The organism is Cupriavidus pauculus, from assembly GCF_008801835.1.
GTDB lineage: Bacteria > Pseudomonadota > Gammaproteobacteria > Burkholderiales > Burkholderiaceae > Cupriavidus > Cupriavidus pauculus.
Window position 1 is genome coordinate 219,559 of sequence record NZ_VZOW01000002.1, and the last position, 20,047, is coordinate 239,605.

18 protein-coding genes are annotated in these 20,047 nt (G+C 63.8%); 6 read left to right on the top strand and 12 right to left on the bottom strand.

The genetic code is table 11. From position 1 onward, the window contains the following. Nucleotides 1-23: 23 nt before the first annotated feature. Nucleotides 24-617, bottom strand: coding sequence for a peroxidase-related enzyme (locus F7R19_RS03710; RefSeq protein WP_150979404.1), 594 nt, complete (start codon nt 615-617; stop codon nt 24-26). Between the two features lie 84 nt (nt 618-701). Continuing rightward, nucleotides 702-2,471: a lipid A export permease/ATP-binding protein MsbA gene (msbA, locus tag F7R19_RS03715; RefSeq protein ID WP_061958780.1), complete on the bottom strand. Its 1,770-nt coding sequence runs from the start codon at nt 2,469-2,471 to the stop codon at nt 702-704. Between the two features lie 88 nt (nt 2,472-2,559). Between msbA and F7R19_RS03720 the strand changes: the two genes are divergently transcribed. Further along, nucleotides 2,560-3,342 (top strand): glycosyltransferase family 2 protein, encoded by a 783-nt coding sequence (locus F7R19_RS03720; protein ID WP_150979494.1) that lies wholly within the window; start codon nt 2,560-2,562, stop codon nt 3,340-3,342. On the opposite strand, the gene F7R19_RS03725 is transcribed toward F7R19_RS03720, so the two are convergent. Together F7R19_RS03725 and dnaE are read right to left on the bottom strand one after the other, a co-directional pair. After that, nucleotides 3,275-4,531 (bottom strand): glycosyltransferase, encoded by a 1,257-nt coding sequence (locus F7R19_RS03725; RefSeq protein WP_223505667.1) that lies wholly within the window; start codon nt 4,529-4,531, stop codon nt 3,275-3,277. The genes F7R19_RS03720 and F7R19_RS03725 overlap by 68 nt on opposite strands. After that, nucleotides 4,524-8,027, bottom strand: coding sequence for a DNA polymerase III subunit alpha (gene dnaE / locus F7R19_RS03730; protein ID WP_150979405.1), 3,504 nt, complete (start codon nt 8,025-8,027; stop codon nt 4,524-4,526). Before dnaE ends, F7R19_RS03725 begins: the two co-directional genes overlap by 8 nt. A 185-nt stretch (nt 8,028-8,212) precedes the next feature. Here dnaE and F7R19_RS03735 point away from each other — a divergent pair, with 185 nt between their 5' ends. After that, a complete protein-coding gene (locus F7R19_RS03735) occupies nt 8,213-9,082 on the top strand; it encodes a sulfurtransferase (protein ID WP_150979406.1) in 870 nt (289 codons plus the stop codon). Between the two features lie 50 nt (nt 9,083-9,132). On the opposite strand, the gene F7R19_RS03740 is transcribed toward F7R19_RS03735, so the two are convergent. The 5 genes from F7R19_RS03740 to rpsP form a co-directional block, all read right to left on the bottom strand. Next, nucleotides 9,133-9,813: a CoA pyrophosphatase gene (locus F7R19_RS03740; RefSeq protein WP_061958785.1), complete on the bottom strand. Its 681-nt coding sequence runs from the start codon at nt 9,811-9,813 to the stop codon at nt 9,133-9,135. Nucleotides 9,814-9,967: 154 nt separating this feature from the next. Then, complete coding sequence (gene rplS, locus F7R19_RS03745; RefSeq protein WP_061958786.1) at nt 9,968-10,357, bottom strand: 50S ribosomal protein L19; 390 nt, start codon at nt 10,355-10,357, stop codon at nt 9,968-9,970. Between the two features lie 74 nt (nt 10,358-10,431). Then, the gene (gene trmD / locus F7R19_RS03750; protein WP_061958787.1) at nt 10,432-11,214 is read right to left on the bottom strand and encodes a tRNA (guanosine(37)-N1)-methyltransferase TrmD; all 783 of its coding nucleotides are present in this window, start codon (nt 11,212-11,214) and stop codon (nt 10,432-10,434) included. A gap of 22 nt (nt 11,215-11,236) precedes the next feature. Beyond that, complete coding sequence (gene rimM, locus F7R19_RS03755) at nt 11,237-11,905, bottom strand: ribosome maturation factor RimM (protein ID WP_150979407.1); 669 nt, start codon at nt 11,903-11,905, stop codon at nt 11,237-11,239. A 58-nt stretch (nt 11,906-11,963) separates the two neighbouring features. Beyond that, the gene (gene rpsP / locus F7R19_RS03760) at nt 11,964-12,215 is read right to left on the bottom strand and encodes a 30S ribosomal protein S16 (protein ID WP_061958789.1); all 252 of its coding nucleotides are present in this window, start codon (nt 12,213-12,215) and stop codon (nt 11,964-11,966) included. Nucleotides 12,216-12,630: 415 nt separating this feature from the next. Here rpsP and F7R19_RS03765 point away from each other — a divergent pair, with 415 nt between their 5' ends. From F7R19_RS03765 to F7R19_RS03775, 3 genes are all read left to right on the top strand, one after another. Further along, complete coding sequence (locus F7R19_RS03765; RefSeq protein WP_061958790.1) at nt 12,631-13,041, top strand: hypothetical protein; 411 nt, start codon at nt 12,631-12,633, stop codon at nt 13,039-13,041. Between the two features lie 220 nt (nt 13,042-13,261). Then, nucleotides 13,262-13,756 carry an NINE protein gene (locus F7R19_RS03770; RefSeq protein ID WP_150979408.1) on the top strand — a complete coding sequence of 165 codons (495 nt, stop codon included), beginning with the start codon at nt 13,262-13,264 and terminating at the stop codon, nt 13,754-13,756. A 16-nt stretch (nt 13,757-13,772) separates the two neighbouring features. Beyond that, nucleotides 13,773-14,711, top strand: a complete 939-nt coding sequence (locus tag F7R19_RS03775) for a LysR family transcriptional regulator (RefSeq protein WP_150979409.1) — start codon at nt 13,773-13,775, stop codon at nt 14,709-14,711. 259 nt (nt 14,712-14,970) lie between these two features. Here F7R19_RS03775 and F7R19_RS03780 read toward each other — a convergent pair whose 3' ends face one another. Both F7R19_RS03780 and F7R19_RS03785 read right to left on the bottom strand, forming a co-directional pair. Next, nucleotides 14,971-16,146, bottom strand: a complete 1,176-nt coding sequence (locus tag F7R19_RS03780) for a PA0069 family radical SAM protein (RefSeq protein WP_150979410.1) — start codon at nt 16,144-16,146, stop codon at nt 14,971-14,973. Between the two features lie 65 nt (nt 16,147-16,211). Beyond that, on the bottom strand, nt 16,212-16,727 hold the full coding sequence (locus tag F7R19_RS03785) for an Lrp/AsnC ligand binding domain-containing protein (protein WP_150979411.1): 516 nt from the start codon (nt 16,725-16,727) through the stop codon (nt 16,212-16,214). A gap of 108 nt (nt 16,728-16,835) precedes the next feature. Here F7R19_RS03785 and F7R19_RS03790 point away from each other — a divergent pair, with 108 nt between their 5' ends. Further along, a complete protein-coding gene (locus tag F7R19_RS03790; RefSeq protein WP_150979412.1) occupies nt 16,836-18,140 on the top strand; it encodes a D-amino acid dehydrogenase in 1,305 nt (434 codons plus the stop codon). 94 nt (nt 18,141-18,234) lie between these two features. Here F7R19_RS03790 and F7R19_RS03795 read toward each other — a convergent pair whose 3' ends face one another. Beyond that, nucleotides 18,235-20,019: an acyl-CoA dehydrogenase gene (locus tag F7R19_RS03795; protein WP_150979413.1), complete on the bottom strand. Its 1,785-nt coding sequence runs from the start codon at nt 20,017-20,019 to the stop codon at nt 18,235-18,237. Between the last annotated feature and the right edge of the window lie 28 nt (nt 20,020-20,047).

Here is a 20,047-nt window from a genome sequence, read left to right on the forward strand (position 1 = left end):
CCGCCCCGGCAGTGCGCGGCCGATTATTTGCTCTTGGGCACCCGCCCCATCAGGAAGAACTCGTCGTTGGGACACATGCCGATGGTATTGGCCATGCGGTTGGACAGGCCGAAGAATGCGGTGATCGCGGCAATATCCCACGCGTCCTCGTCGTCCAGGCCGTGCGCGCGCAGCGCGTCGAAATCGGGCTCGCCAATCGTATGGGATTCGGTGCAGACCTTCATCGCGAAATCGAGCATCGCGCGCTGACGCGGGGTGATGTCGGCCTTGCGATAGTTGACGGCCACCTGATCAGCCACCAGCGGTTTCTTTTCGTAGATGCGCAGGATGGCGCCGTGCGCGACCACGCAATAGAGGCACTGATTCACGCCCGAGGTAGCCACCACGATCATTTCCCGGTCGCCTTTGGTCAGGTTGCCGGTCTCCTTGAGCATCAACGCGTCGTGATAGGCGAAGAAGGCGCGACATTCGTCGGGGCGATGGGCCAGCGCGAGAAACACGTTGGGAACGAAGCCGGCCTTTTCCTGGACTTCGAGTACGCGCTGGCGGATATCGTCCGGCAGCTTGGCAATCGCGGGAACCGGATAGCGGCTGATTGGCGCTGAAGCGTTGGTCATGTCTGTCTCCTCGTCGGGGTATGTTCCCCTGTTGGTACATGCCCGGCCGCAGCCCTCGCCGCGGCCATCGGATCCTTCTCCGGCTCAGTGCGCCGAAGTGGCGAACTGGATACGGTGCAGGCCGGCGTACAGGCCGTTGGCGGCCAGCAGGTCGGCGTGGCTGCCCTGCTCCGCCACGCGACCCTGCTCCAGCACCACGATGCGGTCGGCGTTTTCGATCGTCGACAAACGGTGGGCGATCACCAGCGTAGTGCGGCCCACCATCAGCGATTCCAGCGCGGCCTGAACCTGGCGCTCGGATTCGGAATCGAGCGCGGAAGTGGCTTCGTCCAGAATCAGGATCGGTGCATCCTTGTACAACGCCCGCGCGATGGCCAGCCGCTGACGCTGGCCGCCGGACAGCTTCATGCCGTTGTCGCCGATATTGGTCTCCACGCCGTCGGGCAGGCCCTTGACCACATCGGTCAGGTACGCCGCGGCCAGCGCGCGCTCCACGCGCGCCATGTCGATCTTCTCGCGCGGATGGACGCCATAGGCCACGTTGGCGGCCACGGTGTCGTTGAACAGCACCACATCCTGGCTGACGAAGGCGATCTGGCGGCGCAGGTCCGCCAGGCCAAACTGGTCGATGGGCCGGCCATCGAGCACGATGCGGCCTTCGGTGGGATCGAAGAAGCGCGGCAACAGATTCACCAGCGTGGTCTTGCCGCTGCCCGACGGCCCGACCAGCGCCACCACCTCGCCCGGGGCCGCGTGGAAATTCACGCGATCGAGCGCGGGGCGTCCCGCATCGCCATAGCGGAAGCCGACGTTTTCAAACACGAGGTCGCCGGTGGCGCGCTCCAGCGGCAAGCCGCCAGTCTGCGGCTCGACCGGCTCATCGATCAGCCCGAAGATCATTTCGGCGGCAGTCAGACCGCGTTGCAAAGGCTGGTTCAGGTCGGTCAGGTGCTTGAGCGGCGAAATCAGCAGCAGCATGGCCATCACGAAACCGGTGAAGCCGCCGATCGTCGTCTGGTTGCCCTGCGCCTGCACCATGGCGATGGTCAGGATGACCGATAGCGCCAGCGACGCCAGGAACGCGGTGACCGGTTGATTGAGGCCGCCAGCAACGGCCATGCGCATCGAATAACCACGCAGGCGCTCCGCCATCGTGGCAAAGCGCGCGGTTTCGTACGCCTCGCCGCCGTGCAGCTTGACCACCTTGAAACCGCCAGCCGCCTCTTCGACCACATAGGCAGCTGTATTGGTCAGGGCCTGATGCTCGCGGTTCAGGCGGCGCAGGCGGCGATTGACCTTCGACATCACAAATCCGATGGCGGGCAGCAGCACGGCCACCACCAGCGTCAGTCTCCAGTTCGTGTAGAACAGGTAGATCAGCAGCGCGAGCACGGTCAGGGAATCGCGCACCAGCGTAATCAGCACGCCGGTGAGGATCTGCATCACCTGGTTGACTTCGAAGATCACCGCGTTGATCAGCGAGGCCGCGGTGTTGCGGTGGTAGAACAGAGCGGGCGCGTGAAGCATGCGTTCGAACATCTGCATGCGCATCTTGAGCAGGACGCGATTGGAGATCAACGACAGCAGGTAGCCCGACGCAAACTGCGCAACGCCGCGCACCAGCGCCACGCCGACCAGCAGCGCGGGCACGTGCCAGAGCTTGCCGGCGTAGTCGCCGCCAAACCCCTTGTCGAGCAGATCATTGACGACCTTCGGGATGATGCCCTCGCTGGCGGCGACCAGGGCCATGGCGAGGATGGCCAGCACAAAATTGCGCATCTCGGGCTTCAGATAGGCCCAGACGCGCTTGAGCGTGTCGGATTCCTGGGGCGTTTGCTTTTTGCTGTCGTTCACGTTGGCTCCACTTGCCAAATGGGCGCTGCGCCGACTGCCGCTAGAATGGCGGGCAATTCCGGCATGCGGGATCCCATCGCAAGCATCTATGAAAATTTCTGTCGTACTGATTACAAAAAACGAGGCACACAATATTCGGGAGTGCCTCGAGAGCGTCTCCTGGTGCGACCGCGCGATTATAGTGGACTCCGGCAGCACCGACGGCACGCTCGAGATCGCCCGCGCCATGGGTGCCGAAGTTCATGAAACGGCCACCTGGCCCGGCTTTGGCCCGCAAAAAAACCTCGCCCTGTCCAAGGCCACGAGCGAATGGGTGCTCTCGATCGATGCCGACGAACGCGTCACCCCCGAACTGCGCGACGAGATCCTCGCCGCGATCGGATCGGGCCGGTTCGACGCCTATGACATGCCCCGCCTGTCGCGTTTCTGCGGGAGGTTCATGCGCCACAGCGGATGGTATCCGGACCGTCTCACCCGCCTGTTCCGCACCGGCAAGGTGCGCTTCACCGACGACATCGTCCATGAAAACGTGATCGCCGACGGCCCCATCGGACACCTGCAAACACCGCTGTTGCACTACACCTACGACGATTTCTCCCAGGTGCTGCGCAAGGTCGATCAATATTCCACGCTTGGCGCCCAGCAGGCGTTCCGGCGCGGCAAGACGGCGTCCGTGTTCAGCGCCTGGACCCATGGAAGCTGGGCGTTCCTGCGCACCTGGCTGATCCGCCGCGGCTTTCTGGACGGCCCGCAAGGGCTGGCCGTGGCGCTGATGAACGGCCAGGCCAGTTATTACAAGTACATCAAGCTCTGGCTGTTGCAGCAGCAGGCGCGGCAGTCGTCTTCGTCAGGCGATCGACCAGTGCAGTAAAGGCCTGGGAAGTCGGGCCGAAACCCATTTGTTCGACATGACGGGCCGCGAGCGCCAATAACGTGCTGCGCAATGCGTCGTCCTGCAAGCCGCGCCGCATCGCCTCAGCCAACCCATCCACATCGCCCACCGGCACCAACAAGCCAGCGCGCCCGTCATCGAGGATTTCACGCGGGCCGGTGGGGCAGTCGGTGCTGACCACCACCTGGCCGACGGCGAGCCCTTCGAGCAGGACGTTGGGCAGCCCTTCCATCTTGGAACTGAACGCCATCAGCCGGGCACGGCGAATCCACGCGTACGGATTGGACTGGAAACCCGCAAACGTTACGCGCTCGGCGATGCCAAGGGACTGGGCCAGCGCTTCGAGTTGCGGACGCGAAGCGCCATCGCCCACCAGCACGAGGTTTTCCTCGATGCCCTGCGCCACAAGCCGCGTATAGGCGCGCAGTAACGACGTGAAATCCTTCTGGCTTTCTTCCTGGCGCCCCACGGAGACTATGAATGGGCCAGCGGGCGCGACGGCGGGATCGAGTGGCTGCTCCGCCTTCGCGCGGATGCTGGCGAGGTCGATCGCGTTGTAGAGCCGGACGAGCTTGTCCGCGGCCTCTGGTATCAGCTTGCGCGCATCCGCCAGCATGCTGTCCGTCAGCATCACCACCGCGTCGTAATCCACCTTGCACTGATGCCGCAACTTGCGCAGCTTGCGTCCGTGACCGCGCGCGAGATGTTCCACGCTGAAATGCTGGTAGCCAATCATCGGCACCGGCAGCGGCCCGGTAATGCGCGACAGCGACATGTCGTAGTCGACCACTGCGTCGTAACCGCCTGCGTTCAGTTTCTTGCGGAAACGCCGGTTCATCAGCGGCTTGCGTACGGGCGGCAGCAACGCCTCTTCATACAGCTTGCCGAGCGGCCCGAGCTTGCGCTGCTTCTTCAATTGCCGGCAGCGCGACAGCCACGGTTCCGGCGCCAGAACATGGACGTCGACGTGGGCCGGCAAGCGCGCCCGGAAGTGCGATTCCAGCTCCGGCGACGGATAGGTCACCGTCAGGCCCAGTTCGAAACGATCCGGGTCCAGCGAATTCAGCAGCGAGACCAGCGACGTTTCAATCCCGCCATGGAGGAAGTGCGTCACGTGGAACAGCACGCGTCGCCGGCGCATGCCGGCAGCCGGGTCACGATCAGGCATAGATGATCCGCACGCCATCGCCGAGCGCGCTGCGGAAGCTGGCAAGCGCCTCCTCGGACGGCGTGATCTGCCACTGCGCGCCAAGCATGGCCTCGCATTGAGCTGTCTTGTTGATATAGCTGATGCGCACCGGCACGCCGGCGCCCTTCCCGCCGTTAGCCAGATACGGCGTCAGCAGCTCGCGCAGGCGTTCGGTCGACGCATTGCCATTGAAGCCAAGGCAAACCGCCTCGGCATATCGCGCGCGCGCCGTGACTAAATCCATTACCGATTCCGCCGTGAAGCGGACCCCGCCGGTGAAAGTATCGTGCCGGGCATTGCCTTGCGCGATCAGGAGTTCGTCTTCACGGAACATGTGCCGATTGGCGTCGTACAGTTCATTGAAGACGGTCATTTCGATCTGCGCGGTGCCGTCGTCGATCATCACGATGATCAGCTTGCCGCGTTGCGTCATTTGCGTGCGGACACCCATGATGACGCCGGCGATCACCTTGCCACGCACATCGCGGCCGTATCCGCCGCCATTGCCCTGCACTTCCTTTTCCAGCGCGGCCAGCGTGCCCTTGACGAACTTGCGCACCTCGTCGCGCGACGCATCGAACAGGTGGCCCGAGAAATAGTAGCCAAGCGCCTGCTTTTCTTCCTGCAGCGTCCGCTTGGTGGACCACGCCGGCTCGTCGACCAGCTCCGGGCGATGCGCGTCGCCAGCGTCGCCCATCAGGTCGAACAACGACACCTGGTTGGCGGATTCGGCCTTCTGCTCGGCCGCTTCCATGGCGATCGACACCGAAGCCAGCAATTGCGCCCGATTCGGGTTGAGGCTGTCGAACGCGCCGGCGCGAATCAGCGCTTCGATGGTGCGGCGATTGACCTGCCGCCGGTCTACGCGCTCGCAGAAATCGAACAGATCGGTAAAGGGCCGTTCCTCGCGCGCGCGCAGGATGTCTTCGATCGCGCCCTGCCCGGACCCCTTGATCCCCCCAAGGCCATAGCGGATGGTCTTGGCGTCGGTCGGCGCGAATCGGTACTCGCTGGCGTTGACGTCGGGCGGCAGCACTTCGATCTTGTTGAGCCGGCAATCCTCGTAGAGGATCTTGACCTTGTCCGTGTCGTCCATGGCCAGCGACATATTGGCTGCCATGAATTCCGCGGGATGGTGCGCCTTGAGCCACGCCGTGTAGTAGGCCAGCAGCGCGTAGGCGGCAGCATGCGACTTGTTGAAGCCGTAGCCCGCGAATTTTTCCATCAGATCGAAGATATCGTCGGCCTGTTGCGCGCTCAGCCCGTTCTTGGCTGCACCTTCGCGGAACAGTTCGCGATGCTTGGCCATTTCCTCGGCCTTCTTCTTGCCCATGGCGCGGCGCAACAGATCGGCGCCGCCCAGCGAGTAGCCGCCGATGATCTGCGCCATCTGCATGACCTGCTCCTGGTAGACCATGATGCCGTAGGTCTCCTTGAGCACGGGCTCGACGCGCGGATCCGGGTATTCAACCTTTTCGCGACCGTGCTTGCGCGCACAGAAGCTGGGGATCAGGTCCATCGGGCCGGGGCGATAGAGCGCCACAAGCGCGATGATGTCCTCGAACCGGTCAGGCTTGGCGTCCTTTAGCATGCCCTGCATGCCACGGCTTTCCAGCTGGAATACCGCGACCGTGTTGGCGCTCTTGAGTATCTCGAAGGCGGGGCCGTCGTCCAGCGGAATCTGGCTGCAGTTCCAGTCGGCCTTGGCGGGATCGAGCCGGCGTATGTATCGCTCGGCCCAATCGAGGATCGTCAGTGTGGTCAGGCCCAGAAAGTCGAACTTGACCAGGCCTGCCGCCTCGACGTCGTCCTTGTCATACTGGCTGACCACCCCGCTCATACCATCGGTGCCCTGCGTATAGAGCGGGCAGAAATCGGTCAGGCGGCCCGGGGCGATCAGTACGCCGCCGGCGTGCATGCCGACGTTGCGCGTCATCCCTTCCACGCGCTGCGCCAGCTCCAGCAACTGGCGGACTTCTTCCTCGTTGCGCTCGCGCTCAGCCAGCGCGGGCTCTTCCTTCTTCGCCTCTTCGAGGGTAACGAGCTTGCCTGGCTTGAACGGGATCAGCTTGGCGACGCTATCGACAAAGCCATAGCCGAGATCGAGCACGCGGCCCACGTCGCGCACGGCAGCCTTTGCGGCCATGGTGCCGAACGTGGCGATCTGCGACACGGCGTCCTTGCCATACTTTTCCTTCACGTACGTGATCACGCGATCGCGACCGTGCTGGCAGAAGTCGATGTCGAAGTCGGGCATCGAAACCCGCTCGGGATTCAGGAAACGCTCGAAAAGCAGCGCGTACTTGAGCGGATCAAGATCGGTGATGCCCAGGGCATAGGCCACCAGCGAGCCCGCGCCCGAGCCGCGGCCCGGCCCCACCGGCACGCCATTGTTCTTGGCCCAGTTGATAAAGTCCGCCACGATCAGGAAGTAGCCCGGGAATCCCATCTTGATGATGGTGCCGGTCTCGAACTGGAGCCGGTCATAGTATTCGGGCCGTTTGCGTTCCCGCTCGGCTTCATCGGGAAACAGCACCGCCAGGCGCTTTTCCAGGCCGTCCTTGGCCATGAAGACCAGGTAGTCGTCCAGCGACATGCCATCGGGCGTGGGAAACAGCGGCAGCCGCGGCTTGCCAAGTTCCAGCGTCAGGTTGCAGCGCTTGGCAATCTCGACCGTGTTCTGCAGCGCGGACGGGATGTCGGCGAACAGCTCGCACATCTCGTCCTGGGTCTTGAAATACTGGTCGGTGGTGAATTTGCGCGTGCGGCGCGGATTGGCCAGCAATTCGCCTTCGGCGATACACACGCGCGCCTCATGCGCGGTGAAGTCATCCGGCGTCATGAACTGGACCGGATGCGTGGCGACGACCGGCAACTGCAGCGCGGCGGCCAGCTGCACCGCCTGTTGGACATATGCCTCGGTGCCCGGATGCCCCGCGCGCTGCAATTCGATATAGAAGCGCTGCGGAAAAACGCGCGCCCAGTGCTGTGCGGCGCGGCGCGCGCCGTCGGCGTTGCCGTTGGCCAAAGCCTGGCCGACATCGCCGCCCATTGCGCCGGACAGCGCGATCAGGCCCGTTGCCAGGGGCAGGCCTTCCTCGCCCGGCTCTTCGAACCAGGCCGGTTCGAATTCGGCGCGGCCACGGTGCTGATTGCCCAGCCAGGCGCGCGACAGCAGCGCGCAGAGATTGAGATAGCCAATGCGGTCCTGGACAAGCAGCAGCATGCGTGCGGGCTTGTCGCGATCGTCGGCGTTGGTCAGCCAGACGTCAGCGCCCACTATGGGCTTGACGCCGCCGCCGCGCGCTTCCTTGTAGAAGCGGATAAGGCCGAAGGCGTTGGCGAGATCGGTCAGCGCGAGCGCGCCCATGCCGTCTTTGGCGGCGGCCTTGACCGCGTCATCGAGGCGGACGATGCCGTCCACGACCGAATATTCGGAATGCAGGCGAAGGTGTACGAAGCGGGGTTCAGACATAGGGCGCCATTGTACCGGCTCCCTTTGCGCGGCACGCTGAGAGAATTCGTAAAGTGATGTGCCGGCGCGCACCGCCGTGCCAGCGCGCCGGCGGGTATCGGCACGGCCGCCAAGCGGCTATAATTTCGCCTTTCCAATCAGGCAGTTATCGAGCGCGCTCACGCACTCGACACGCGGCACCGGCCATGCAGATCGTCAATATTTCAGCTTACAAGTTTGTCACTCTCGAAGACATCGAGACGCTGCGCCCCGCCATGCGCGAACGCTGCGAGGCCGCGGGGCTGAAAGGCACGATCCTGCTTGCGCCGGAGGGCATCAACATGTTCCTGGCCGGCACCCGGGCGCAAATTGATGAATTCATGACGTGGCTGCACGCGGACGCGCGCTTTGCCGATATCGCACCCAAGGAGAGCCTGTCCGAGAACCAGCCGTTCAAGCGGATGCTGGTGCGCGCCAAGAAGGAAATCATCACCATGAAGATGCCGCTGATCCGACCGGAGGCCGGCCGCGCGCCGTCAGTCCGGCCGGCGGATCTGAAGCGCTGGCTCGACCAGGGGCACGACGACGACGGCCGTCCCGTGGTGATGCTGGATACGCGCAATGCGTTCGAAGTGGCGGTCGGCACGTTCGAGAACGCCGTCGAGTACAACATCGACAAGTTCAGCGATTTCCCGCCGGCCGTGGCCGAGAACCGTGCAACGCTTGAGGGCAAGACCGTGGTCTCGTTCTGCACGGGCGGCATTCGCTGCGAAAAGGCCGCGATCCACATGCAGGAAGTCGGGATCGAGCGCGTCTATCAGCTTGAGGGCGGCATTCTCAAGTATTTCGAGGAAGTCGGCGGCAGTCACTATCGCGGCGACTGTTTCGTGTTCGACTACCGAACCGCGCTGAATCCCAATCTGGAGCCCGCCGGTCCGGTACAGTGCTTCGCTTGCCGCGCAGTGGTGACGCCCGAGGCGCAGCAAGATCCGAAGTATGTGGTCGGCAAGAGCTGCCCGCACTGTGCCGACCAGATGCCCGCGTCGGACGGCAACGACGCGCAGGTCGCGGCCTGAGACATCAGGCGTGTGAGCCGGCTGGCCCGGTCTTCAACGGCGCGCGGGGCTCAGGCGGCAAGCAGGTGATAGAGATTGCGTAGCATGCCGGCCGTGGCGCCCCAGATGAACCAATGGCCGCCATCCTCGCGCGGATACGGCATGGCATAGAACTGGCGCTCGCCCCCGTCCCAGCGGAACAGGCGGCGCTCGTGCCGCGACGGATCCATCAGGAAGGCCAACGGCACTTCGAATACATCGGCCACTTCGCCCGCATCGGGCTGCAAGGTAAATCCGGGACGCACCAACCCGACCACGGGACTGACGTGAAATCCGGTTCCGGTGATGTAGTCGGGCAACGACCCGAGCACCTCGATGTGGTCGCGATCCAGCCCGATTTCTTCGCGTGTCTCGCGCAATGCCGTGGCAATCCGGTCGGCGTCGTAGGTTTCCCGGCTGCCGCCCGGGAAGCTGATCTGCCCCGCATGCGCCGTGAGGTTGGCATTGCGCTCGGTCAGCAGCACGGTCAAGCCGTCCGGACGATCGACCAGCGGCACCAGCACGGCGGCTTCGCGCAGGCCGCGCGACTTGTCATAGACTCGCGATTCATCGGTCAGCTCCGGCTTCCATGCCGGGGGCGAGAGCAATCTGTGCCGGATGAAATCGGGTCGCATGCGCGGCGCGGAAAGCGGCGCGCGACGGTGATCGGTCTCGATGACCGGTAACGCTTGGGGATCGAATATGGGGCGCATAACGCCGTCAAGTATGACAGAACGGCGTATTGCCGCACTGCAGCACAATACCGTGACGACATCGGCGCAACATCGGCACAGAACGCAAAAAGGACACCCGAGGGTGTCCTTCGCAATCCGGCAGGGCGCCGTTGCCGGCGCCTGACCAGGAAGCTTACTGGGCGGCGGCGGCCTTCGAGGCCTTCGTCACCAGCTTTTCCTTGATACGTGCCGACTTGCCCGAGCGCTCGCGCAGGTAGTACAGCTTCGCGCGACGGACGTCACCGCGACGCTTCACTTCGATGCCGGCGATCAGCGGCGAGTACAGCTGGAACGTACGCTCCACGCCTTCACCCGACGAGATCTTGCGCACGATGAAGGAGCTGTTCAGGCCACGGTTACGCTTGGCGATCACCACGCCTTCATAGGCCTGCACGCGCTTGCGGTTACCTTCCACCACGTTCACGTTGACGATAACGGTATCGCCAGGTGCGAATGCGGGGATGGTCTTGTTCGCCGTCAGACGCGCGATTTCTTCCTTCTCGATTTGCTCGAGGATGTTCATCGTTTTCTCCTTAACCATCGTGCCGGCGTTGTATGCCCCAGAACCTTGCTGGGCCCCGGCAGAGGATGGGGTTTTCACTTGGCGGAAGCGAACTCCCGCCCTGCTTTCGTCGCCCACTCCGACAAGAACTTCTCATCGGCCTTGGACAACAATCCTTGCTCGCGCGCCGCCACGATCAGATCGGGACGCTTGCGAGCCGTATTGGACAACGCCTGCTGGCGCCGCCATTTTTCGATTTCGGCGTGATGGCCCCCCAGCAGTACATCGGGGACCCGCACGCCTTCGTATTCTTCCGGCCGCGTGTAGTGCGGACAATCAAGCAGGCCGTTGACGAAACTGTCCTGCACCGCCGACTGCGCATCGCCCAGCACGCCGGGCAGATGCCGCACCACCGCGTCGATCAGCGCCATCGCGGGAAGCTCTCCACCCGACAGCACGAAATCTCCAAGGCTGATTTCCTCGTCCACGCGACGATCGATCAGACGCTGGTCGATGGCTTCATAGCGCCCACACAGCAACACCAGGCCGGGCCGCCGCGACAGCGACATGACCTTCTCGTGCGTCAGTGTGGCGCCTTGCGGCGACATCAGTACAACGTGAGGCTTGTCGACACCGGCCTGCGATTGCGCCGAGCTTGCGGCATCGATCGCGTCTTCCAGCGGCTTGGCCAGCATAACCATGCCGGGGCCGCCGCCATAGGGACGATCATCGATCGTCCGGTAGTTGTCGACAGTAAAATCGCGCGGATTCCAGGTCCGCAAGGCGTAGCGGTCCTGCTTGGCTGCACGGCTGGTAATGCCCCAGTCGGTCAGCGCGCGAAACATCTCGGGAAACAGCGTGATTACGTCGAACTGCATCCGCGCCTCCCTAGACGGAACTTCAGTAGTCGAGCCCCCAGTCCACGACAATGCGCCTGGCCGATGTATCGACCGTGCGCAAGTATGCGTCGACAAACGGAATCAGCCGCTCCGCGGCCTTTCCATCTGGCAGCGTGAAAGCCACCTGAAGGATCTGATGGGCGCCGTTGTCGATCAGGCCGGTCACTTCGCCGAGCGCTTCGCCCTGCTCGTTGACCACGGCGCAACCGATGAGGTCGACCCAGTAGAATTCACCTTCTTCCGGCGCGGGAAAATCCTCACGCCGGATCCAGACGCGACGGCCCTTAAGCATTTCAGCCACATTGCGATCCGAAACGCCGGCGGCTTGCGCCACCACGGTACCGCTATGCTCGCGCGACTGGGCAATCTTGACGCTCACCGCTTCGGCGGACTGCGCCGGCGCGGTCATCACGCCTGCCGGCGGCGCACGCAGCAGCCACCAGCGACGGGCATGCAGCAATGCGGAGGCGTCGTCCGCATGCGGATGGACCTTGATCCAGCCACGGATGCCATATGCCGCACCCACATAGCCGACCTCGATCAGATCGTCAGGAAGGCTATTTGTGTCCAGCAGTGCGGCAGGCAGCTTCGCCTCGCGGGCAGCGGCGCCAGATTGCACGGCAGCACCCGAAAGATTCAGCGGCTTACGGCCGGTGGCGTTGCCAGTCACGTTGCAGAGAGCGTCAGTTATGCATCAAGCGCACCCGAACCGGTACGCCTTAAAGCTATCAGGCAGCAGCCTTGCCAGCTTGCTTGACCAGACGAGCAACGGTCGGCGACAGCTGGGCGCCAACGCCTTGCCAGTAGGCCAGACGGTCTTGCACCAGGCGCAGGCCTTCTTCCTTGTCGGAAGCCAGCGGGTTGTAGAAGCCAACGCGCTCGATGAAACGGCCATCGCGACGGTTGCGCGAATCGGTAGCAACGATGTTGAAGAACGGGCGCTTCTTGCTGCCGCCGCGAGCCAGACGGATTACGACCATGTTAATTCCTCGAAAAAACGGGGTGTGCGAACACGAAACGCAAGAGTATAGCCCACTTCGGGACCCCGAACAAACTCTTAGGGCTTTTCGCTATCTCCTCGGCCGCCGGTGCGCCGCCAGCGCAACATCGACGCAAGCCCGCCGTGGCGAAAATGGTGACAGTGCTTGGCTCATGCAACGAATACGACACATCGAGTCGCGCATCGTCGCAGGCGCCCCCACGCATGGCAGGGCGTCAGTAGTATGCGGCAGAGCCTAAGTGCCCGACGCCGGCGGCAGACGCATCAAAGTTGGCAAAAATGACGAAACAATCCGTTACACCGGTAACGCGATTCGAATAGGCCATCCCAGGCTGCCTGCGTACCATGAATCCAACGCCTGACTCATCACCTGCTACAGGACATTGGAAATCCACATGCTTACCCGCCCCCACCTGCGCTGTCTGGTGGCTGGTACCGTGGCCGTCATCGGCCTGGTTGGCTCCATCGCCACCAGCCACGCACAAATCGCGTTCTGGCACCATGCGCGCGCCGACAACTCGGTGCGCATGGGACGGGGCGGCGGCTGGGACATGGCCAGCGTGCGCGCGGAAAACCGCGACCACGTCCAGGCTCAGATCGACCGGATGGAACAGCGCGCGCGCAACGACGACCGGCTGAGCGGACGCCCGCAAGGCCCTGGCGGGCGAGACGACGACCGCTTCGCGCGCCAACCCGGCGGCGTCGATCGCAACAGCCCCGGCGATGCTTCGTTGCGCGGCACGGAGGTCCGCCCGTCCGGCGTCGGCCCCGGCTGGCAGGCGCGCGGTCGCGACGGCGGCCGCTAGTCCGTCGCTTATCGCCTACTAGTTAGCTCTCTGGTTTGCCTCTGAAAGTGGCCGGAATCCCGGCCATTTCTGCATTCCGATTCTCAAAGCTGCTGCGTTGCACCCGTATGCGCGCGCCGGGCCTTCGTGGCCGTGAGACATGCTGCCCCCGCATGGCGCCAGCGTACAATGTGCGCCGATGCCGTCGGCATCCACGCGATTCCGAGATTGCCTGCCTACGATGCCTGCCGCCAGCCAAGCCCCCACCGTTGCCCGCACCACCGCCCATCGCTCGGGCAGCAAGTCAAAATTGATCACCGTCGCACTGGCGTTCCTGCTCGGCAGCCTCGGGGCGCATCGGTTCTATCTGCGCGGGCTTGGCGACAAGTTTGGCTGGGCGCATCTGCTCGCGACGCTGGCCGGTGTGATCGGCATTGCTTCGCTGGTTCTTGGCACCGGCAGCGCGGCATTGAACTGGACCTTCGCGGTAGCCGGCGGCGCGTCGATGATCGCTGCATTCCTGACTGCCATCGTGTTCGGCCTGCGCCCCGACGATCAATGGGACGCGCGTTACAACCCTGAAGGACGGCCCACACGCTCGGGCTGGCCGGTCGTGATTCTTGTGATTCTCTCGTTGATGATCGGCACAGGGCTGTTGATGGCCGGCCTTGCCATCAGCTTCCAGACTTTTTTCGAATCCCAGGTAGAAGCCGCCAAGGCGCTGTCGCAGGAATAACGGGCGCGGCTCGCCGATGCATTTCGACCTGCTCGACATTGCGGTGTTTGTACGCGCCGCCGCACTGGGCAACCTGTCCGCCGCGGCCCGCGACCTGGCGTTGTCGACATCGACGGCAAGCGCCAGATTGCAGCGCCTCGAAGAACAACTGGGTGCGCGGTTGCTCCATCGCACCACGCGCCGGCTGTCGCTGACCGGCGATGGCGAGCGATTTCTCGTGCATGCCGAACAGTTGCTGGTGATATCCGAGGCGGCCGCCCAATCGGTGGGCCGGGGCGCCGAAGCCCCACGCGGCCCGCTGCGCGTCACCGCCCCGGCATCGTTCGGCCGCCAGCACGTATCGCCCGCGATTCCCGCTTTTCTGAAGGCATACCCCGACATCACGCTGGACCTGCGCCTGACCGACCAGATCGTGGGACTTGTCGATGCCGGCATCGACGTCGCATTGCGCATGGGCGCGCTGCCAGATTCGTCGCTGGTTGCGCGGCCGCTGGCGCCAAGCCGGCGTGTAATCTGTGCATCGCCCGACTATCTTGGCCGCCACGGCACGCCGCGGCATCCCGAAGACCTGCGCAAGCACAACTGCCTGGTGCTGGGCGATCAATCTACATGGCGATTCGACACCCCGGTCGGCGAACACGCGGTAGCGGTGCATGGGAATCTGCGCGTCGACAACGGCGAAGTGATACGCGACGCGATTCTTGCAGGCATGGGGATCGCGCTGAAATCGACTTGGGATGTCGCGCCCTATCTGCAACGTGGCGACTTGGTCAGTTTGCTGGACGAGTATCCGGTGCTGCCGGCCGTTTCGATCTGGGCCGTCTATCCCAGCCGACACCTCGTGCCGGCCAAGACGCGCGCTTTTGTCGACTTCTTCGCCGACTGGTTTGGCTCCCCACCCTATTGGGACCGCGGCCATCCTTCCACGCCGCCGCAAATCGCCCATACTGCTTAGGTTCCCGCAACCCGTAACATGCGGCTCCGCCCTCGGGCAGCGCTGCGAAGGAGCTGCAGATGGATCATCCGGCTTACGAAGAAGGACGCCTTGCGGCCATCGCCGTGAGGCTGGCGATGTCGTCGGGATTGGCACCCGCCAACGCACGCGCCGCGTTGGAGCTGGCGTGTCGCATGATCGACGACGCTCAGGCACAACCGGACGGCGCGGCGGCATCGTCCCGTCCATCCCACCTATCACATGCACCCCTCGCACCCGCTCAGAAAAGCGAGCCTTGCCCGACGTCAGCCGCGCGCGACCGCGTGGGCCTCGGTGGCGGGCGGAATTGCGAGGTATCGAGCTCGAAACGGTTGTAGCGGAAACCGAGCCGATCCGCCGTTTTATAGAAACGCTGGCGGATCAAGTCCGCCCAGATTCCCGTGCCGCGCATGCGCGAAGCGAAATCGGCGTCGTAATCCTTACCGCCACGCATTTCGCGTACGCGGTTCATGACCCGCTCGGCACGGTCCGGAAAATGCGCCTGCAGCCATTCCTGGAACAGCGGGCGCACCTCCCACGGTAATCGCAACACGATGTAGTTGGCATACACCGCGCCCGCCTCGCGAGCGGCCTCGAGGATCCGTTCGAGATCAGGCTCCGTAATGAACGGGATGAGCGGCGCCACGCTGACGCCAACCGGCACACCCGCGTCGGTCAATTCGCGGATCGTGCGCAAGCGGCGTGCGGGCGTCGCGGCACGCGGTTCCAAGGTGCGTGCGATGTCGGCATCGAGCGTGGTGATCGTGACGGCGGCCACCGCTAGGCGCCGGGCAGCCATTGGCGCAAGCAGGTCGACATCGCGTTCGATCAGCGACGACTTCGTGATAAGCGCAACAGGGTGATCGGTCTCATGCAGAACCTCGAGGACGCTGCGCGTGATGCGTTGCGTACGCTCGATCGGTTGATAGGCGTCGGTATTGACGCCCAGCGCGATGGTCTGACACTGGTAGGACGGCCGCGAGATTTCCTCGCGCAGCCGCTGCGCCGCATTGGCCTTGGCGTACAGTTTCGATTCGAAATCGAGTCCCGGAGACAGATCGAGATACGCATGCGTCGGCCGCGCGAAGCAGTAGATACAGCCATGCTCGCAGCCGCGATACGGATTCAGCGAGACATCGAACGGAATGTCAGGCGACGCATTGCGCGTGAGGATTGACCGCGCCTGCTCGATGGTGACCTGCGTGATCAGTTTCGATGACGACGCCCCGGCCGGCTGTGCCGGACCGTCGACGTGACGGCATCCTTCGCCCGCTTGCAGCGGCTCGGCTTCGGACGTCAGCCAGCCGTCGTCGAACGCTTCGCGCTGGTCGCGCTCGAAGCGTCCCTGGAGGTTGCTGACTGCGCCGCGGCCTTTAGTGGGCGGTCCCTTGGTTGGCGGATGGCGATGGGAAGGCATGGGTTGCCGGTCGATCGAATACTGTATGAATATACAGTATCTGCGATGCGGACCCAAGCCCCATTTCAGGACACTCCGGTCGCGCTGCCTTCCCTGGCGTCGACTGCAATCGCCAGGGTCTCCTTGATCTCCTCCATCACCACATAGCTCTTGGACTGCGCGGCGCCGGGCAGCTGCAGCAGGATGTCGCCCAGCAGGCGCCGGTATTCGCTGATCTCGCGGATGCGCGCCTTGATCAGGTAATCAAAATCGCCGGACACCAGGTGGCATTCGAGCACCTCGGGAATGCGCAGCACTTCGCGCCGGAACTGTTCGAACATGTTGCCCGATTTGTTGCCCAGCGAGATTTCCACAAACACCAACAGCGCGCTTCCCAGCAGAGCGGGATTCAAGCGCGCGTAGTAACCCATGATGACGCCATCGCGCTCGAGCCGTTTCACGCGCTCGATGCACGGCGTGATCGTCAATCCCACCGCCTCGGCGAGGTCCTTCATCGAAATCCGCCCGTCGGCCTGCAGCACCGCAAGAATCTTCCGATCCAGCCTGTCCAGCGCCCGTACCGGCGAACGGCTCGTCCTCATGATTTTTTCCTGTTTTTCTGAAAATTTCGGTAACTATGACCAGATCGAAGTCAATAGTATAGAAGCGAATCCTTCAATAGGCTGATCTGGCAGTCTGGAGCCCCCGAAATGCGCGTTCTTATCCTTGGTAGTGGCGTGATTGGCGTCACCAGTGCGTGGTATCTGGCGCGAGCCGGCCATGAAGTGATCGTGGTCGATCGCGAGAGCGGACCGGCGCTTGGCACCAGCTTTGCCAACGCGGGACAGATCTCGCCCGGATACGCTTCGCCGTGGGCTGCGCCGGGCGTTCCGCTGAAAGCCATCAAGTGGATGTTCCAGGAACACGCACCGCTGTCGATCAAGCCGGACGGCACGCTGTTCCAGTTGCAATGGATGTGGCAAATGCTGCAGAACTGCACCGCCGAGCGCTATGCGATCAACAAGGAGCGCATGGTGCGTCTGGCCGAATACAGCCGCGACTGCATTCGTGCACTTCGCGCGGAAACAGGCATTTCCTACGAAGGTCGCCAGCAAGGCACGCTCCAGGTGTTCCGTAGCGATGCGCAAATGGAAGCCGCGTCGCGCGACATTGCGGTGCTGAAGGAAGCGGGCGTGCCCTACGAATTGCTCTCGCGCGATGAACTCGGCGCGAGCGAACCGGCGCTTGCCGCCGCAGGCCAAAAGCTGGCTGGCGGGTTGCGCCTGCCTAACGACGAAACCGGTGACTGCCAGTTGTTTACCGAACGACTGGCAGCCATGGCAACGTCGCTGGGCGTGCAGTTTCACTACAACCGCTCGATCGACGGTCTGCTGACCGAAGGCGATGCGGTGACCGGTGCCATCGTGGCGGGCCAGCCGATGATGGCCGACGCGGTGGTGGTGGCGCTGGGCAGTTGGTCGACGCCTTTCGTCAGGCATGTGCTGCCGGGCTTGTCGAACCTGCCGGTATATCCGCTCAAAGGCTTCTCGATCACGGTGCCGCTTACCGACGCCGACAAAAGTCCCGTATCGACCGTGCTCGACGAAACCTACAAGGTGGCCATCACGCGCTTCGACGACCGCATCCGCGTGGGCGGCATGGCGCAGATCGTCGGCTTCGATCGCTCGCTGGACCCGAACAAGCGCCGCACGCTCGAGCACGTTGTGACCGATTTGTTTCCGGGCGCTGGCGACGTCAGCCGCGCGACGTTCTGGACCGGTTTGCGCCCGATGACGCCCGATGGCACGCCGGTGGTAGGCCCGGCCGGCATTCGCGGGCTATGGTTGAACACCGGCCACGGCACGCTGGGCTGGACCATGGCGTGCGGTTCCGGTCAGTTGCTGTCGGATCTGGTGTCCGGCACGCGTCCGGCGATTCGCGCCGACGATCTGTCGGTGGATCGTTATCGCAAACCGGCGCGCACGCATCATGTGCCGCGTCCCGTGCCCGCCTGACCTCAGCCGGCCGAAGCAAAAAGGGCGACCATTGCGGTCGCCCTTTTTGCTTCCCGATGCGGCGCCGCTTGATGCGGCGTCGATCGGCAACGGATCAGAACTGATCCGGGCTCAGCGCGGTCGTGGGCGCGCCGCCATCCACGATCGCCGCGCGCAACGAAGCCGACTGCGAAAGGATGTGTTGGGCGAAGAAATGCGCCGTCGCGATCTTGGCATCGTAAAACGACGGGTCGTCGGCGCGTTTGGCTTGCGCGACAAGCATCGCGCGGCCGAGTTGCCAGCCCGAGAACACAATGCCGCACAGCTTCAGGTATGGCACGCTGCCCGCAAACACGGCGTTGGGATCCGTCTTAGCGTTCTCGACCACAAACTTCACAACGGCTTCCAGCGCCTCGCGCCCCTGCCGGAGTTGCGCCTGCACGGCCGCGCATGCCGCATCGCCCTGCGCACCGAGCGCGGCTTCCGTCTCGGCAATTTGCGAGCAGATCGCTCGTGCAACGGCGCCGCCGTCGCGCACGGTCTTGCGGCCGACCAGATCGTTGGCCTGGATCGCCGTGGTGCCCTCGTAGATCGGCAAGATGCGCGCATCGCGATAATGCTGCGCCGCGCCGGTTTCCTCGATAAAGCCCATCCCGCCGTGGACCTGCACGCCCAGGCTGGTGACGTCGATCGACAGCTCGGTGCTCCAGCCCTTCACGACCGGCACGAGGAATTCGTACAGCGCCATGTTTTGCTTGCGCACTGCCTCGTCCGGATGCTGGTGCGCAATGTCGCTAGCAGCCGCCGCCACGTAGGCGACGCTGCGCGCGCCTTCGATCAGCGCCCGCATCGTCATCAGCATGCGCTTGACGTCGGGATGATGGATGATCGTCACTGCCTCGCGCGCGGAGCCGTCCACCGGGCGGCTTTGCACACGTTCCCGCGCGAAAGCCACGGCCTGCTGATAGGCGCGTTCCGATACCGCGATGCCCTGCATGCCGACCGAGAAGCGCGCCGAGTTCATCATGATGAACATGTACTCGAGCCCGCGATTCTCTTCACCCACCAGCGTACCGATGGCGCCACCGTGGTCGCCAAACTGCAGCACCGCGGTCGGGCTCGCCTTGATGCCGAGCTTGTGTTCGATCGACACGCAATGCGCGTCGTTGCGCTCGCCCAGCGATCCGTCCGCGTTGACCAGGAACTTCGGCACGATGAACAGCGAAATGCCCTTGACGCCCTCGGGCGCATTTGGCGTGCGCGCCAGCACCAGATGGACGATGTTCTTCGCCATGTCGTGCTCGCCGTACGTGATGAAGATCTTCGTGCCGAACAGCTTGTAGGTGCCATCGCCCTGCGGTTCCGCCCGCGTACGCACCGCGGCCAGATCCGATCCGGCTTGCGGCTCGGTCAGGTTCATCGTGCCCGTCCACTCGCCCGAAATCAGCTTCGGCAGGAACGCGGCCTTTTGTGCGTCGGACCCCGCGGTCAGCAGCGCCTCGATGGCGCCGTCGGTCAACAGCGGACACAACGCGAACGACAGGTTCGCCGAGTTCAGCATCTCGTTGCAGGGCGTGGCCACCAGCTTGGGCAGCCCCTGGCCGCCGAAGTCCGCCGGATGCAGCACACCTTGCCAGCCGCCTTCGCCAAACTGGCGGAACGCATCCTTGAAGCCCGGAGTGGTGGTCACCACGCCATCCTTCCAACTGCTGGGATCGATGTCGCCAGCGCGGTTCAGCGGCGCCACCACTTGTTCGTTGAACTTGGCCGCCTCTTCGAGAACGGCCTGCGCGACATCGGCAGTGGCGTCCTCATAGCCAGGCAGTTGGCTGATCTGTTCGAGACCTGCCAGTTCGTTCATCGCGAACAGCATGTCCTTGAGCGGTGCACGGTAGGTCATCTTGTCTCCATCGTCTGTAAAAAAGCCG

Excerpts from the sequence above, each read along its gene's own strand:
- F7R19_RS03710 (WP_150979404.1), bottom strand. The coding sequence starts at position 617 with ATGACCAACGCTTCAGCGCCAATCAGCCGCTATCCGGTTCCCGCGATT.
- F7R19_RS03720 (WP_150979494.1), top strand. The coding sequence starts at position 2,560 with ATGAAAATTTCTGTCGTACTGATTACAAAAAACGAGGCACACAATATT.
- F7R19_RS03725 (WP_223505667.1), bottom strand. The coding sequence starts at position 4,531 with ATGCCTGATCGTGACCCGGCTGCCGGCATGCGCCGGCGACGCGTGCTG.
- dnaE (WP_150979405.1), bottom strand. The coding sequence starts at position 8,027 with ATGTCTGAACCCCGCTTCGTACACCTTCGCCTGCATTCCGAATATTCG.
- F7R19_RS03735 (WP_150979406.1), top strand. The coding sequence starts at position 8,213 with ATGCAGATCGTCAATATTTCAGCTTACAAGTTTGTCACTCTCGAAGAC.
- F7R19_RS03740 (WP_061958785.1), bottom strand. The coding sequence starts at position 9,813 with ATGCGCCCCATATTCGATCCCCAAGCGTTACCGGTCATCGAGACCGAT.
- rplS (WP_061958786.1), bottom strand. The coding sequence starts at position 10,357 with ATGAACATCCTCGAGCAAATCGAGAAGGAAGAAATCGCGCGTCTGACG.
- trmD (WP_061958787.1), bottom strand. The coding sequence starts at position 11,214 with ATGCAGTTCGACGTAATCACGCTGTTTCCCGAGATGTTTCGCGCGCTG.
- rpsP (WP_061958789.1), bottom strand. The coding sequence starts at position 12,215 with ATGGTCGTAATCCGTCTGGCTCGCGGCGGCAGCAAGAAGCGCCCGTTC.
- F7R19_RS03765 (WP_061958790.1), top strand. The coding sequence starts at position 12,631 with ATGCTTACCCGCCCCCACCTGCGCTGTCTGGTGGCTGGTACCGTGGCC.
- F7R19_RS03770 (WP_150979408.1), top strand. The coding sequence starts at position 13,262 with ATGCCTGCCGCCAGCCAAGCCCCCACCGTTGCCCGCACCACCGCCCAT.
- F7R19_RS03775 (WP_150979409.1), top strand. The coding sequence starts at position 13,773 with ATGCATTTCGACCTGCTCGACATTGCGGTGTTTGTACGCGCCGCCGCA.
- F7R19_RS03780 (WP_150979410.1), bottom strand. The coding sequence starts at position 16,146 with ATGCCTTCCCATCGCCATCCGCCAACCAAGGGACCGCCCACTAAAGGC.
- F7R19_RS03785 (WP_150979411.1), bottom strand. The coding sequence starts at position 16,727 with ATGAGGACGAGCCGTTCGCCGGTACGGGCGCTGGACAGGCTGGATCGG.
- F7R19_RS03790 (WP_150979412.1), top strand. The coding sequence starts at position 16,836 with ATGCGCGTTCTTATCCTTGGTAGTGGCGTGATTGGCGTCACCAGTGCG.
- F7R19_RS03795 (WP_150979413.1), bottom strand. The coding sequence starts at position 20,019 with ATGACCTACCGTGCACCGCTCAAGGACATGCTGTTCGCGATGAACGAA.